The organism is Microbacterium sufflavum (genome assembly GCF_023091155.1).
Classification (GTDB): domain Bacteria; phylum Actinomycetota; class Actinomycetes; order Actinomycetales; family Microbacteriaceae; genus Microbacterium; species Microbacterium sufflavum.
This window is the reverse complement of sequence record NZ_JAHWXK010000001.1, coordinates 633372-646271: the sequence shown is the minus strand read 5'-3', so window position 1 is coordinate 646271 and position 12900 is coordinate 633372. Positions and strand designations below refer to the sequence as shown.

Sequence of the window (12900 nt, the reverse complement as noted above, 5' to 3'; positions counted from 1 at the left end):
GTATACCAAACGGCCCGGAGGCGGGGGAGCGTCAGCTCCGCACGGAGGCGAGCGCGGCGGCGAACCGGGCGGCGCGCTGCTCCAGGTCGGCCCAGTCGGACGCCGCGATCGAGGCGCCGTTGGCGAGGTCGCCGCCGGCGCCCACCGCGACCGCGCCCGCGGCGTACCAGTCGGCGAGGTTGTCGGGCTTGACGCCGCCGGTGGGCATGAGCGGGGCGTCGGGGAACGGGCCGCGGAGAGCGCCGAGGTAGGCCGCGCCGCCGAGCGAGGCGGGGAAGATCTTCACGACGTCGACACCGAGCTCGAGCGCGCCCATGACCTCGGTGGGCGTGAGGGCGCCGGTCATCACGACGCGGCCGGTGTCGAGCATCGCGCGGGTGAGGGCCGGGAGCGTGCCGGGGCTCACCAGGAACTCGGCCCCGGCGTCGGCGGCCTGCGCGGCCTGCGCGGGGGTCGTCACGGTTCCGGCGCCGATGTAGGCGGCGTCACCGTGGCGGGCGATCAGCTCGCGGATCACGGCCGGGGCGTCGGGCGTGGAGTAGGTGACCTCGATGCCGGTCACTCCACCCCGGATGATCGCCTCCGAGGCCTCCAGGGCGAGTTCGGGCGAGGGGGCGCGGAGGACGGCGAGGACGCCGGTGGTGCGGGCGCGGGCGAGACGGTCGGACATGGCGCTCCTTGATCGAGGGATGCGTCCATTCTTCCGCACCACAACTTGTCATTACAAGTTGTGCTACTTGGCGACGAGCGTCGTCTCGAAGCTGTAGAGGTCGGGGCGGTAGCAGTGGTGGCCGAACTCGATCGCGGCGCCGGACTGGTCGAACGAGATGCGCTCCATTGTGAGCACGGGGCCGCCCGCCTCGATCTCCAGCAGCTCCGGCTCGTCGTCTTCCGCGCGGCGGGCGCCGATCTTCTGCTTCGCGATGCGGATCGCGACGCCCCGGGCGCGGAGCACCTGATAGAGGCCGCGCGACTCCAGCTGCTCGGTCGAGATGTCGGCCAGCTCGCGAGGGAGGTAGTTCTCGAGCACCGCGACCGCGACGCCGTCGGTGCTTCGTCTGCGGCGCAGATGCAGCACCTCGGTGCCCGGCTCGAGCCCGAGCGCGAGGGCCACCTCGTCGGTCGCGGGGATGATCTCGTGGGTCAGCACCTGCGTGCCCGGCTCGTGGTTCGCGCTCTGCAGGTCTTCGTACAGGCTGGTCAGCTCGACCTGCCGCGTGACCGAGCCCTGCACCACCTGGGTGCCGATGCCGCGGCGGCGCACGAGCAGGCCCTTGTCGACGAGCTCCTGGATGGCGCGGCGGATCGTGGGGCGGGAGAGTCCGAGCTGCTCCGCGATCGAGACCTCGTTCTCCAGGCGGGCGCCCGCGGGGATCGCGCCGGACTGGATCGCGCTCTGGAGTCGTGTGGACACCTGGAAGTAGAGCGGGACGGGCCCCGTGCGGTCGATGTCCGCGAAGAGCTCGTGGGGCCAGGGGGTGACGACATCGGCCATGGATGCTCCGCTCTGGGTTGGGGAGTCACATTGTAGCGACAATCATACGAGCGACTCCAGACGGCGTCGAGGCGCAGTATTCCGCGGATCCCGGCCGCGCCCGCGCACGACGGCGCCGCGGGTGAGCTCCGAGATGCTTAAAGTGCTATTGTGCTGACATGACGGGAGCAGCGTGAGCTTCGGGTGGGATCCCCACCTGCTCGTCGAGCTCGGGCTCCTCGGGCTGGCGTTCGTGCTCTCGCTGGCCGTGGGCGTCGAGCGCTCCCGCAAGCAGAAGAACGCCGGGCTGCGCACGCACGTGCTGGTGGGCCTGGGCTCGGCCATCTTCACCCTCATCTCGGCCTACGGCTTCGAGGGCGTGCTCGGGCCGGAGGTGGCCGTCGATCCCTCGCGCATCGCGGCGCAGGTGGTGTCGGGGATCGGGTTCCTCGGCGCCGGCGTGATCTTCGTGCGCAACAACGCCGTGTCCGGGCTCACCTCGGCCGCGACCATCTGGGTGGTCGCGGCGATCGGCATGGCCTGCGGGGCGAACATGCCCCTGCTCGCGATCGCGGGCACGGGTCTTCATCTCCTCACGGTCGGCCCGCTGTCGCGGCTGCGCGACCGCGTGCGCCCCGAGCCCGAGCGCCTGCGCGTGACCCTGCAGTACGAGGCCGACCGCGGCGCGCTGCGCGAGGTGCTGGCGGCGGCCGAGCGGCGGGGGCTGCCAGCCACACTGCTCGGTGCTGCGCGCATCCACGGTGAGGCGGACATGCGGGCGACGCTCGAGTTCGCGGAGGCCGAGCCGGGGTCGCGCTCCGAGCTGATCGACGCGATCGCCCGCCTCGACGGGGTGCGCTCGGTCGTGGTGCAGGGCTTCTCCGAGGACGATTGATGCATATGTCATGACCTGCTAACATTCGAGACGAACCCAGGGTTCGACCATTCAATGGAGAAAGGACAACGCGTGATCCGCATCGCGAACGCGCCGGTGAGCTACGGAGTCTTCGAACTCGCTCGACCGGACCTCGTGGCCCTCCCCGACGGGGAGCAGCTCGCCCGCTGGATCAGCGAAGCCGGATACCAGGGCATCGACCTGGGCCCCGTCGGTCTCCTCGGCCAGGGCGCCGAGCTCGACGAGCGCCTCTCCCGCCACGGCCTCGACCTCGCCGGCGGCTGGGTCGACCTGCCGTTCGCGGGCGAGGACGAGGAGTTCGCCGCCGCGCTGGCCGGCCTCGACCGCACGCTCGACGTGTTCGTCACCGCCGCCGACCGCGGCCAGGACCTCGCACCGCTGCCCACCCTCGCCGACTCCGGCAGCCCCGCCCGCAAGGCCCGCCCGGGCGGCGCCCCCGAGCTCACGCTCCGCGGTGCCGCGTGGGACCGGTTCGCCGACCGGGTGAACCGCGCCGCCGCGCGCGTGCGCGACCGGGGCCTCGAGCCCACCTTCCACCACCACGCGTGCACGCACGTCGAGACGCCGGAGGAGATCGACGCGCTGCTCGCCTCCACCGACGTCGACCTCACGTTCGACTCCGGTCACCTGCTGATCGGCGGCGGCGACCCCCTGCCCGACTACCGGCGCTGGCGCGAGCGGATCAACCACCTGCACCTGAAGGACGCCCGCACCGCCCTGCTGCACGACGCCCTGGCCGCCGACGACCCCATGCGCTCGGTGTGGGAGAAGCGCGTGTTCGTACCCCTCGGGGAGGGCGACCTCGCCGTCGACGCCCTGCTCGACGAGATCGTCGCGAGCGGGTACTCCGGATGGCTGATCGTCGAGCAGGACGTGGTGCCGCGCTCGACCGCCGACGTGGAGCGCGCCGTGGCCGAGCAGGCCGCCAACCGCGAGGCCCTGCGGCGGTGGTTCGCATGAGCGCCGCCGTCACCCGCGTCGCCGTGATCGGACTCGGCGCGATCAGCCAGAGCGTGCACCTGCCGCTGCTGCGCCGCAACGCCGAGGCCTTCGCGATCGCCGCGCTCGTCGACCTGTCCGCCGCGCGCACCGCCGACATGGGCGCCCGCTACGGCGTGCCGTCCGCCCGGCGGTTCACCTCGGTCGACGAGCTCGTGGCCGCGACGGCCGCCGGCGACCTCGACGTGGACGCCGCCATCCTCGCCACCACCGGCTCGCACGCGGGAGACACCCTGCGGCTCGTGCGGGCGGGCATCCGGGTGCTCGCCGAGAAGCCGCTCGCCTACTCGCTCGCCGAGCTGGACGAGCTCACGGCGTACGGGCGCGAGGCCGGCCTCGACCTGCGCGACTGGGTGCGCGTCGGCTACATGAAGGAGTACGACACCGCGTCGCTGCGCGCGAAGGAACTGCTCGCCGACGTGACCCTGCGCGCGATCGACGTGCAGGTCATGCACCCGCTCGACGGCTCGCAGCTCGCCTACGCGCGGCTCGCCGCTCCCACGGGCGACGTGCCCCGCGACACCATCGAGCCCCTGCTCGCCGCCACAGCCGCCATCGTCGACGGTGCCGTCGGGTCAGACCTCCCCGTCGACCTCCGCACGCTGTACACCAACGTCGTGCTCGGCTCGATCGTGCACGACGTGGGGCTGCTCCGGTCGCTCGTCGGTGGTCTCGGCGAGGTCGCGTTCGCGCAGCACTGGGGCCCGAAGATGCCGGGCTCCGTGCACGTGCGCGGCACCCTCGCCCGCGACGAGACGCCGTGGACCGTCGACTGGCACTACATCGACGGCTACCCCGACTACCAGGAGACCGTCGCGTTCCACCACGAGGCCGGATCGATCGAGCTCGTGTTCGGCGTGCCCTACGTGACGAACCTCCCCACCATCCTCCGCGTGACCGAGAGTCACCCGGAGCTCGGCATCCGCGTGAGCGAATCGCGGTGGATGCAACAGGAAGCATTCGAGAACGAGCTGTACGCGCTCGCGGCCCTGGTCCGCGGCGAACGCCCCGACGGGGCGAGCGTCGAGGAGTCGGTCGCCGACGTGCGCGTCGGGCAGCGGATCATCCGCGCGCTCGCGGTCTCGAAGGGCCACGCGCTCGACCCGAGCGCCGAAGCCGCGCAGTAGCCATCCCGCAACACCCGAATCCGAGCGCCACCGCTCGGCGATCAACGACAAGAAAGGTCGGAAATGGTCACGCAAGGAAAGCGCCGCCTGCTCGCGGCGTTCGCCCTCACCACCGTCGGTGCGGTCGTGCTGGCCGGCTGCTCCGGAGGATCGGAGCCCGAGGCCGAGGAGTCGACGGGGCCCGTCACCCTGACGCTCACCACCAACTCCATCACGGGAGGCAAGAACGCCGCCGAGGCCGACTGGATCGCGGACTGGGTCGTCCCCGAGTTCGAGAAGGCCATGGAGGAGGACGGCAAGGACGTCACCGTCGAGTTCCAGCCGCAGGGCGTCGACGACGAGGACTACAAGACGAAGATCGCCCTCGACCTGCAGTCCGGCAAGGGCGCCGACATCATCGGCATGGACGGCATCTGGGTCGGCGAGTTCGCCGAGGCCGGCTACATCAAGCCGCTCGCCGAGGTCGGCGGCGACGCCGTGGACGACTGGGACGGCTGGGGACAGATCCCCGACGCCGTGCAGAGCGCGCTGTCGTTCGACGGCGACCGCTACGGGGTGCCCCAGGGCGCGGACGGCCGGGTGCTCTACTACAACAAGGACCTGTTCGCGCAGGCCGGCCTCGACGAGGACTGGGCGCCGGAGAGCTGGGACGACATCCTCGATGCCGCGAAGGACCTCAAGAAGATCGACGGCGTGACCCCGATCCAGCTCAACGCCGGTACCGCGATGGGCGAGGCCACGACCATGCAGGGCCTGCTCCCGATGCTCGTCGGCACCGGCGAGCAGGTGTACGAGGACGGCAAGTGGATCGGCGCCACCGACGGCATGCAGGAGGTGCTCGACCTCTACAAGACGATCTACGTCGATGAGGGCCTGGGCGACCCCGTGCTGCAGCAGGAGGCCTCCGGCCGCGACACGTCGTTCCAGCTGTTCGCCGAGGGCAAGATCGGCATCCTCCTGGAGGGCGACTACTTCTGGCGCTCCGTGATCAACCCCGCGGAGGGTGTGGGCACCGCGCCCATGGCCAACCGCGACGAGGTCGTCGGCTACGCCAAGATCCCCGCGGTCGAGCCCGGCGAGGGCATCAAGGGCCAGGACTTCGTGTCGATGTCGGGCGGCACCGGCCGCGTGCTCAACCCGAACTCGAAGCACGCCGAGCTGGCGTGGGAGCTGCTCGCGTTCATGAACTCGCCCGAGGCGTACGAGGCCCGTGCCGCCGGCACGCTCGCGATCTCGCCGCGTGACGACGTGAACGAGAAGCTGCTGTCGTCCGACCCGATGCTGACGTTCGTGAGCCAGGAGGTGCTGCCGATCACGGCGTACCGCCCCGGTCTCGCCGCGTACCCGCAGGTGTCGGTGCTGCTGCAGCAGGCCACGCTCGACGTCGCCACCGGAACCTCGGTCGACGATGCGCTGAAGACCTACGTCCGTGGTCTCGAAGGCGTCGTGGGACCGGACGCGATCTCCGAGTGACCATGACGAATGCAACGATGCCGGCGGGGAGCGTCCGCGCTCCCCGCCGGCGCCGCGCGGAGGACGTCGCCGGTCTGGGGCGCGCCAGGGCGACGCTGTTCGCGGCCCCCGGGCTCCTCCTGATCGGCCTGTTCCTCCTCTTCCCCGCGATCTGGACCGTCTACCTGGGGATGACGAACTACCGGCTCACCGGCTTCGCGGCCGCCAACCCGCAGTTCGTCGGCCTGGACAACTTCTCCACCGCGCTGAACGACCCGCGGTTCTGGAACTCCCTGTGGCTCACGCTCGTGTTCGTGCTCGTCTCGGGCATCATCGGGCAGACCGTGCTCGGATTCGCGCTGGCGTGGATGCTGCGCAACGTCCGTCCCGGCGTCAAGACCTTCATCGAGACGCTCGTGCTCGCGGCCTGGGTCATCCCGGCCTCGGTCGCCTCGTTCCTGTGGCTCGCCCTGCTCGACCGCCGCACCGGCACGCTCAACGCCCTGCTCGGCACCGAGGGTGCCGCCTGGCTGATCGAGCATCCGATGGAGTGCATCATCATCTTCAACATCTGGGTCGGGACCGCGTTCTCGATGCAGCTGTTCTCGTCCGCCATCAGCGCCGTGCCGCCGTCGCAGCTGGAGAGCGCCCGCATGGTCGGCGCCAACACGTGGCAGCAGCTGCGCGACGTGATCCTGCCCAACATCAAGGGGCACCTGCTCACCAACACGCTGCTGATCACGCTGTGGACGTTCAACACGTTCACGCCGTACCTGCTGACCGCGGGCGGCCCCAACGGGCAGACCGACATCCTCTCGGTGTACATCTACCAGACCGCGATCCCGGGCGGACAGCTCGGCCTCGGTGCGGCGATCTCGCTCATCATGCTCCTGATCAACCTCGTGATCGCGCTGATGTACACGCGCGTCTCCCGGGGTGCGAATCCGAAGAAGAAGAAGGTGCGCTCATGATGTCGACCATCAAGACCGTCGCGCGCGACCGGTCCGTGACCCACTTCGTCTCGCGGATCCTGTTCACGCTCGTGCTCGTGATCGTGTCGCTGTTCTTCGCGCTGCCGATGGTCTGGCTGATCCTCGCACCGTTCGACGCGACCCCGTCGCTGACGGTGTCATGGCCGGACTGGACGCTCGACAACTTCGCGCGCCTGGCGGAGAACCCCTACGCGCTGAAGTCGATCCTGAACTCGCTGATCCTCGGCGTGGGCACGATGGCGCTGGTGATCGTGCTGGGCGCGCTGGCCTCGTACGCCATGAGCCGCATCAACATCCCCGGCCGCGACGGCATCCTCTACGGGCTGCTGCTGCTGTCGTCGATCGTGACAGGGACCGCGGCCATGGTGCCCACGTTCCAGCTCATCAACCAGCTGCAGCTCATCAACACGCACGTCGGGGTGATCCTCGTGCTCGCCGGCGGCATTCTGCCCACCGTGATCTTCATCCTCAAGGACTTCATGGACTCGATCCCGAAGTCGTACGAGGAATCGGCGCGACTGTACGGCGCAGGGCCCTTCCGCATCTTGAAGGACGTGGTCGTGCCGATCGCCCGGCCCGGGCTCGCGTTCATCGCGATCTGGACCATCGTGCAGGTGTGGGGCAACTTCCTCGTCCCGTTCCTGCTGCTGCGCACGCCCGACATGCAGCCGGCCGCCGTGCTCATGTACACGTTCTACACCGAGAGCGGCCAGGCCGACCTGCGGCTCATCTCCGCGTTCTCGCTGGTCTTCTCGGTGCCCGTCCTCCTCATCTACTTCTTTGTCAACCGCCGCTACGGCTTCCGCTTCCACGGAGGGATCAAGTCCTGATGGCCGCCATCACTGCAACCCAACTCGTCAAGGAGTACCCCGGCGGGGTGCGCGGCGTCGACAGCGTCGACGTCGAGATCGCCGACGGCGAGTTCTTCGCCCTCCTCGGTCCCTCCGGCTGCGGCAAGACCACGCTGCTCCGCTCGATCGCCGGCCTGGAGAGCATCACGTCCGGCCGCCTCACGATCGGCGACAAGGACGTCACGAACGCCGAGCCGGGTGAGCGCGGCGTGGCCATGGTGTTCCAGGACTACGCGCTGTTCCCGCACATGGACGTGGCCGACAACATCGCCTACCCGCTGCGCATCCGCCGCGTCGCGAAGAACGAGCGCCGCACCACGGCCGAGTCGGTCGCGAACGGCCTGTCGCTGAACGGCCTCATCGAGCGTCGCCCCGGCCAGCTCTCGGGCGGGCAGCAGCAGCGCGTGGCCCTCGCCCGAGCGGTCGCCACGCGGCCCGACGTGCTGCTCCTGGACGAGCCGCTGTCGAACCTCGACGCCCGGCTGCGGCTCGAGGCGCGCACGTTCCTCAAGGAGCTGCAGCGCGACCTCGGCGTGACCACCGTGTTCGTCACGCACGACCAGGCCGAGGCGCTCGCGCTCGCCGACCGGATCGCGGTCATGAAGGCCGGGAAGCTGCAGCAGATCGGCTCGCCGCGGGAGATCTTCCACCGCCCCAACAACACGTTCGTCGCGGGGTTCATCGGCTCCGTGCCCATGAACCTGCTGGAGACCACGGTCACCGGCGGCCACGTGCGCATCGGCGACACCGACGTGCCCGTGCCCGCCGAGGCTGCCGCGGACGTGCGCGACGGGCAGGCCGTGAGCTGGGGCATCCGCCCGGAGTACGTGCGCTGGTCGACCGAGCCCGTCGCCGACGGCATCGCCGCAGAGGTCGTGGTGACCGAGACCCTCGGTGCGACCAGCCTCGTGCTGGTGAGCTCCGGCGACCACAAGCTGCAGGTCGTCGTGCCCGAGGAGCTCGAGCCGCAGCCGGGCGACCGCGGCTGGATCGTGCCGCAGCGCAACCGCGCCCTGCTGTTCGACACCGAGACCACGGAGCGGATCGGCTGATGGCCGCGATCCGCACCACCCTGCGCCTCACGCACGAGATCCAGAACGCGGACCGCTACGTGCGCGTGCCGTTCGAGGTGCCGCCCGGCACGGACTCGCTCGAGGTGCGCCTGTCGTACGACACCGAGGCGGCCGTGATCGACCTCGGCTGCGAGGGTGCGGCGGGGTGGCGCGGATGGTCGGGCGGCTCGCGGCAGGACTTCGTGATCCGCACCGACGACGCCACGCCCGGCTACCTCCCCGGTCGCCCGGAGGAGGGGGAGTGGCACGTGATCCTCGGCGTGCACCGGCTCCCCGCGGGCGGGACCGACGCGACCGTCGAGGTGCTGCTCCCCGCGGAGTCGGGCATCGACCACGGCCCGGTGCCCGCGCGGATCGACGGGGTGCCCCGGGGGAGCAGCCGCGAGCTGCCCGCGGACGCCGGACTGCGGTGGTACGCGGGTGACTTCCACGCGCACACCCTGCACTCCGACGGGCACGAGAGCATCGCGGGGCTCGCGTCGCTCGGGGTGCGGGCGGGCCTGGACTTCCTGTCCGTGACCGACCACAACACCACCAGCCACCACGCGCACCTCCCGGTCGTGGGTGCGCAGCAGGGCATCACGCTTCTGCCCGGCCAGGAGGTCACGACCCACCGCGGTCACGCGAACGCGTTCGGCGACATCGGCTGGATCGACTTCCGCCGTCCGGCCCAGGAGTGGGTCGACGAGGTCGAGCGCCGGGGCGGTGTCCTCAGCGTGAACCACCCGATCTCGGGCGACTGCTCGTGGCTGCACCCGCTGGAGCGCACGCCCCGGGCGATCGAGCTGTGGCACTCCACCTGGTACCGCGAGCTGATCGCCACCTCGCCCCTCGCGTTCCACGAGCGCTGGGACAAGGGGGCCGTGCTGCTGGGAGGCGCCGACTTCCACATGCGGAGTCAGGGTGTCGGCCCGGGCACGCCCACCACGTGGGTCGCGGCGGAGGACGACTCGGCCGAGGCGATCCTCGCCGGGGTCGCCGCCGGCCGCACCGCGATCATGGGCGGCGTCGCCGTGCGCGACGGCCTCACCGTGCCCGAGCTGTTCACCGCGCCCGTGCTGCTGCGCGTGGACGGCGACCTGCTCGCGATCGACGCCGACGGGCTCATCCTCGTCGACGGCGCGGGCGAGCGTCGTGCCGTGCACGGCGACCGCGCCTCCTTCTCCGGCGATCCCGCCGCCGGCCCGTACTACCTGCTGCACCCCGACCGCAGCATCGCCGCCCTGTGCGCCTGAGCGCCGCCCGAACCCCCCGAGATACAGGAGTCCCCGCCCGTGAGCAGTGAGATCGTCGTCGTCCCCCACACCCACTGGGACCGCGAGTGGTACGAGCCGCACGACGTGTTCCGCCTGCGGCTCGTGCACATGCTCGACCGCCTGATCGGCATCCTCGAGGCGGAGCCGTCGTACCGGTTCACGCTCGACGGGCAGGCCGCGGCCATCGAGGACTACCTGGAGATGCGCCCGGACATGCGCGACCGCGTGGTGGCACTCGTCGAGAGCGGGCAGCTGAGCATCGGCCCCTTCCTGATCCTGCTCGACGAGTTCGGCTGCGACGGCGAGACCATCGTGCGCAACCTGGAGCTGGGCCGCGCCGCGAGCGCCCGCCTCGGCCGCACCATGCCCGTCGGCTACCTGCCCGACATGTTCGGCCACGCGGCGCAGATGCCGCAGATCCTGGCGGGCTTCGGCATCCGGCACAGCGCCCTGTGGCGCGGCGTGCCCGGTGACGTGCAGGAGCACGCGTTCTCCTGGGTCGCGCCCAACGGCGACGCGGTGCGCTGCGAGTACCTGTTCGACGGCTACGGCAACGGCCTCGACATGTTCGCCCTGCCCGGTCAGCTCCCCGCGCTCGCCCCCGACTACGCCGCCCGCACCGCGTCGTGGTACGGCGACGACCCCGTGCTGGCGATGCTCGGCACCGACCACTCCGCGCCCCCGGAGGACCTGGCCGAGGTGATCCGCGACTACGACGCGATAGGCGGTGAGCCCCGCCTGTCGATCGCGACGCTCGACGAGCACCTCGCGCGCTACGCGACCGATGCGGACGCGCTCGCCGCGCTGCCCCAGGTGCGCGGGGAGATGCGCTCGCACGCCCGCGGCAACCTGCTGCCCGGCGTCTTCTCGATCCGCACGAACCTCAAGCGCGAGATGGCCCGCTCGGAGCAGGCGCTCGCCGCGGCCGAACGGCTCGACCTGCTGTACGGCACGCGCGACCACCGCTCGTTCTTCGACACGGCGTGGTACCGCCTCGTGGAGAGCACCGCGCACGACTCGGTCACCGGCTGCGGCGTCGACAGCACCGCGGAGCAGGTGGGCACCCGCATCCACACGGCCGGGCACATCGCCCGCGGCGTGATCGACAGCGTGCTGCGCGACCTCGCGGTGTCGGTGAGCCCCGCGCAGCACCTGGTGTTCAACCCGTCCGGCTTCGCCCGGCGCGCGCAGGTGGAGGTCACGCTGCACGGTGTGGATCCCGCCGCCCTCGCCCCCGGGGTGCAGGTGCTCGACCCGCTGCCCACGGTGCTGGGCGACGAGCAGTTGCGCACGGCCGACCTGCCCAAGCTCCTGCGCCGCATCCACGGGCGCGAGCTGTTCGGGCAGCAGATCAACGGCTACGCGTGGGGCGAGCGGTCGCTGCGTTTCGAGGTGGCCGAAAGCCCCCGCGGGGTGTGGGATCTGGCCGCGTTCACGGTCGAGCTGGAGGAGCGCGTGGCCGCCGATGCCGCGGGCGACGACCTGTGGCACGTGGAGACCATCGCGGATCCGCGGCACCGGGCGCTGCTCGCGGTCGACCTCGACGGTGTCGCGCTCGCGGCCGTGTCGGAGACCTCGGCCCCCGCGCCCCTCGACCCCGTGCGGGTGACCGCGACCTCGCTGTCGAACGCGGCGCTGACCGCGACCGTGAACCCCGACGGCACGGTGCGCATCGACGGCGCGGACGGCTCCGCGATCGACGGCGCCCTGGCCCTGGTCGACGAGGGCGACTGCGGTGACTCGTACAATTACGGGCCGGTCGACCCCGCCTCCGCCGTGACCGCCCCGGCATCGGTCGAGGTGACGGTGGTCGAGGAGGGGCCGCTGCGCGGGCGACTGCGCATCCGCCGCGTGTACGACCTGCCGGAGCGCCTGGACGCCGACCGTCGTCGCGGCGCCGCGACCGTGCCGCTGGTGACCGAGACCACGGTCGAGCTGCGCGAGGGCGAGGGCTTCCTCCGGGTGGGCATCGACTACGTCAACACCGCGTCCGACCACCGGCTGCGGGTGCTCGTGCCCACCGGGGCCGCGGGGCTGGAGTCGTCGCGCAGCGCTGGTCAGTACGGGCTCACGGTGCGCGGGCGCGAGGCCGAGGGCGGCTGGGGCGAGTTCCCGCTGCCGACCTACCCCGCGTACCGGTTCGCCGCGGCGGGCTCGACGGCGGTGCTGGTGCAGAAGCTGTCGGAGTACGAGCTCGTCTCGACCGCGGGGGAGCAGGACGCCCTCGCGGTGACGCTGTCGCGCTCGGTGGGCATGATGAGCGTGAACCTGCACCCGCTGCGCGATGAGCCGGCCGGCTCCGAGATCCCGGTGCCGGGCGCGCAGTACCTCGGGGTGCCGGTGCACACCGAGCTGGCGATCCTGGTCGGTGCCGACGATGCGACGGCGGTGCGGGCGTCCGACCTGTTCCGGCACGAGCCGCTCGTGGTGCGGGGCACCGGAGAGACGGACGGGCCGCTGCCGGAGCCCGCGTTCCGTGCGGAGCTGTCGGGTGACGTGGTGCTCGAGTCGGCGCGACGCGTGGACGACGAGGCCGAGCTGCGCTTCGTGAACTACCTCGACGGCGAGCGCGACCTGGCGTTCGCGGCCGAGGGTGCGTGGGCGCGTACCGATCTGCGCGGTGAGGTGCAGGAGGACGCGCTGGACACCCGCGGTGCGCGAGTGGCGGGCGGCGGCGTGGTCAGCCTGCGGCGCGCGATCCGGTGACGGCCGCACGGGTGGGAGCGCAATAGTGCTAATGTTAGGACAAATGCAGCGAGA

General features: G+C 71.4%; 11 protein-coding genes. 9 read left to right on the top strand and 2 right to left on the bottom strand.

Annotated features, from left to right (window positions below; translation table 11 throughout):
• Nucleotides 1-31 precede the first annotated feature (31 nt).
• Nucleotides 32-670, bottom strand: a complete 639-nt coding sequence (locus tag KZC56_RS03295) for a bifunctional 4-hydroxy-2-oxoglutarate aldolase/2-dehydro-3-deoxy-phosphogluconate aldolase (protein WP_247637860.1) — start codon at nt 668-670, stop codon at nt 32-34.
• 63 nt (nt 671-733) lie between these two features.
• Nucleotides 734-1495 carry a GntR family transcriptional regulator gene (locus KZC56_RS03290; RefSeq protein ID WP_136033361.1) on the bottom strand — a complete coding sequence of 254 codons (762 nt, stop codon included), beginning with the start codon at nt 1493-1495 and terminating at the stop codon, nt 734-736.
• Between the two features lie 172 nt (nt 1496-1667).
• Between KZC56_RS03290 and KZC56_RS03285 the strand changes: the two genes are divergently transcribed.
• The 9 genes from KZC56_RS03285 to KZC56_RS03245 all read left to right on the top strand — a co-directional run bounded on the left by KZC56_RS03285 (nt 1668) and on the right by KZC56_RS03245 (nt 12846).
• Complete coding sequence (locus KZC56_RS03285; RefSeq protein ID WP_136033363.1) at nt 1668-2369, top strand: MgtC/SapB family protein; 702 nt, start codon at nt 1668-1670, stop codon at nt 2367-2369.
• A 72-nt stretch (nt 2370-2441) separates the two neighbouring features.
• Nucleotides 2442-3350: a sugar phosphate isomerase/epimerase family protein gene (locus tag KZC56_RS03280; protein ID WP_247637859.1), complete on the top strand. Its 909-nt coding sequence runs from the start codon at nt 2442-2444 to the stop codon at nt 3348-3350.
• Nucleotides 3347-4516 carry a Gfo/Idh/MocA family protein gene (locus tag KZC56_RS03275; RefSeq protein ID WP_247637858.1) on the top strand — a complete coding sequence of 390 codons (1170 nt, stop codon included), beginning with the start codon at nt 3347-3349 and terminating at the stop codon, nt 4514-4516. The genes KZC56_RS03280 and KZC56_RS03275 overlap by 4 nt, the downstream gene beginning before the upstream one ends.
• Nucleotides 4517-4579: 63 nt before the next feature.
• Nucleotides 4580-5989 (top strand): extracellular solute-binding protein, encoded by a 1410-nt coding sequence (locus KZC56_RS03270; RefSeq protein WP_136036190.1) that lies wholly within the window; start codon nt 4580-4582, stop codon nt 5987-5989.
• Between the two features lie 2 nt (nt 5990-5991).
• A complete protein-coding gene (locus KZC56_RS03265) occupies nt 5992-6939 on the top strand; it encodes a carbohydrate ABC transporter permease (protein WP_240744632.1) in 948 nt (315 codons plus the stop codon).
• Entirely contained in the window at nt 6936-7790 is an 855-nt protein-coding gene (locus KZC56_RS03260; RefSeq protein ID WP_205812745.1) for a carbohydrate ABC transporter permease, read from the top strand. The genes KZC56_RS03265 and KZC56_RS03260 overlap by 4 nt, the downstream gene beginning before the upstream one ends.
• Nucleotides 7790-8863 carry an ABC transporter ATP-binding protein gene (locus KZC56_RS03255; protein WP_136033373.1) on the top strand — a complete coding sequence of 358 codons (1074 nt, stop codon included), beginning with the start codon at nt 7790-7792 and terminating at the stop codon, nt 8861-8863. Before KZC56_RS03260 ends, KZC56_RS03255 begins: the two co-directional genes overlap by 1 nt.
• The gene (locus tag KZC56_RS03250) at nt 8863-10119 is read left to right on the top strand and encodes a CehA/McbA family metallohydrolase (RefSeq protein ID WP_247637857.1); all 1257 of its coding nucleotides are present in this window, start codon (nt 8863-8865) and stop codon (nt 10117-10119) included. The genes KZC56_RS03255 and KZC56_RS03250 overlap by 1 nt, the downstream gene beginning before the upstream one ends.
• A 39-nt stretch (nt 10120-10158) precedes the next feature.
• Entirely contained in the window at nt 10159-12846 is a 2688-nt protein-coding gene (locus KZC56_RS03245) for a glycoside hydrolase family 38 N-terminal domain-containing protein (protein WP_247637856.1), read from the top strand.
• Nucleotides 12847-12900: the final 54 nt, after the last annotated feature.

Excerpts from the sequence above, each read along its gene's own strand:
- KZC56_RS03295 (WP_247637860.1), bottom strand. The coding sequence starts at position 670 with ATGTCCGACCGTCTCGCCCGCGCCCGCACCACCGGCGTCCTCGCCGTC.
- KZC56_RS03275 (WP_247637858.1), top strand. The coding sequence starts at position 3,347 with ATGAGCGCCGCCGTCACCCGCGTCGCCGTGATCGGACTCGGCGCGATC.
- KZC56_RS03260 (WP_205812745.1), top strand. The coding sequence starts at position 6,936 with ATGATGTCGACCATCAAGACCGTCGCGCGCGACCGGTCCGTGACCCAC.
- KZC56_RS03270 (WP_136036190.1), top strand. The coding sequence starts at position 4,580 with ATGGTCACGCAAGGAAAGCGCCGCCTGCTCGCGGCGTTCGCCCTCACC.
- KZC56_RS03265 (WP_240744632.1), top strand. The coding sequence starts at position 5,992 with ATGACGAATGCAACGATGCCGGCGGGGAGCGTCCGCGCTCCCCGCCGG.
- KZC56_RS03290 (WP_136033361.1), bottom strand. The coding sequence starts at position 1,495 with ATGGCCGATGTCGTCACCCCCTGGCCCCACGAGCTCTTCGCGGACATC.
- KZC56_RS03255 (WP_136033373.1), top strand. The coding sequence starts at position 7,790 with ATGGCCGCCATCACTGCAACCCAACTCGTCAAGGAGTACCCCGGCGGG.
- KZC56_RS03250 (WP_247637857.1), top strand. The coding sequence starts at position 8,863 with ATGGCCGCGATCCGCACCACCCTGCGCCTCACGCACGAGATCCAGAAC.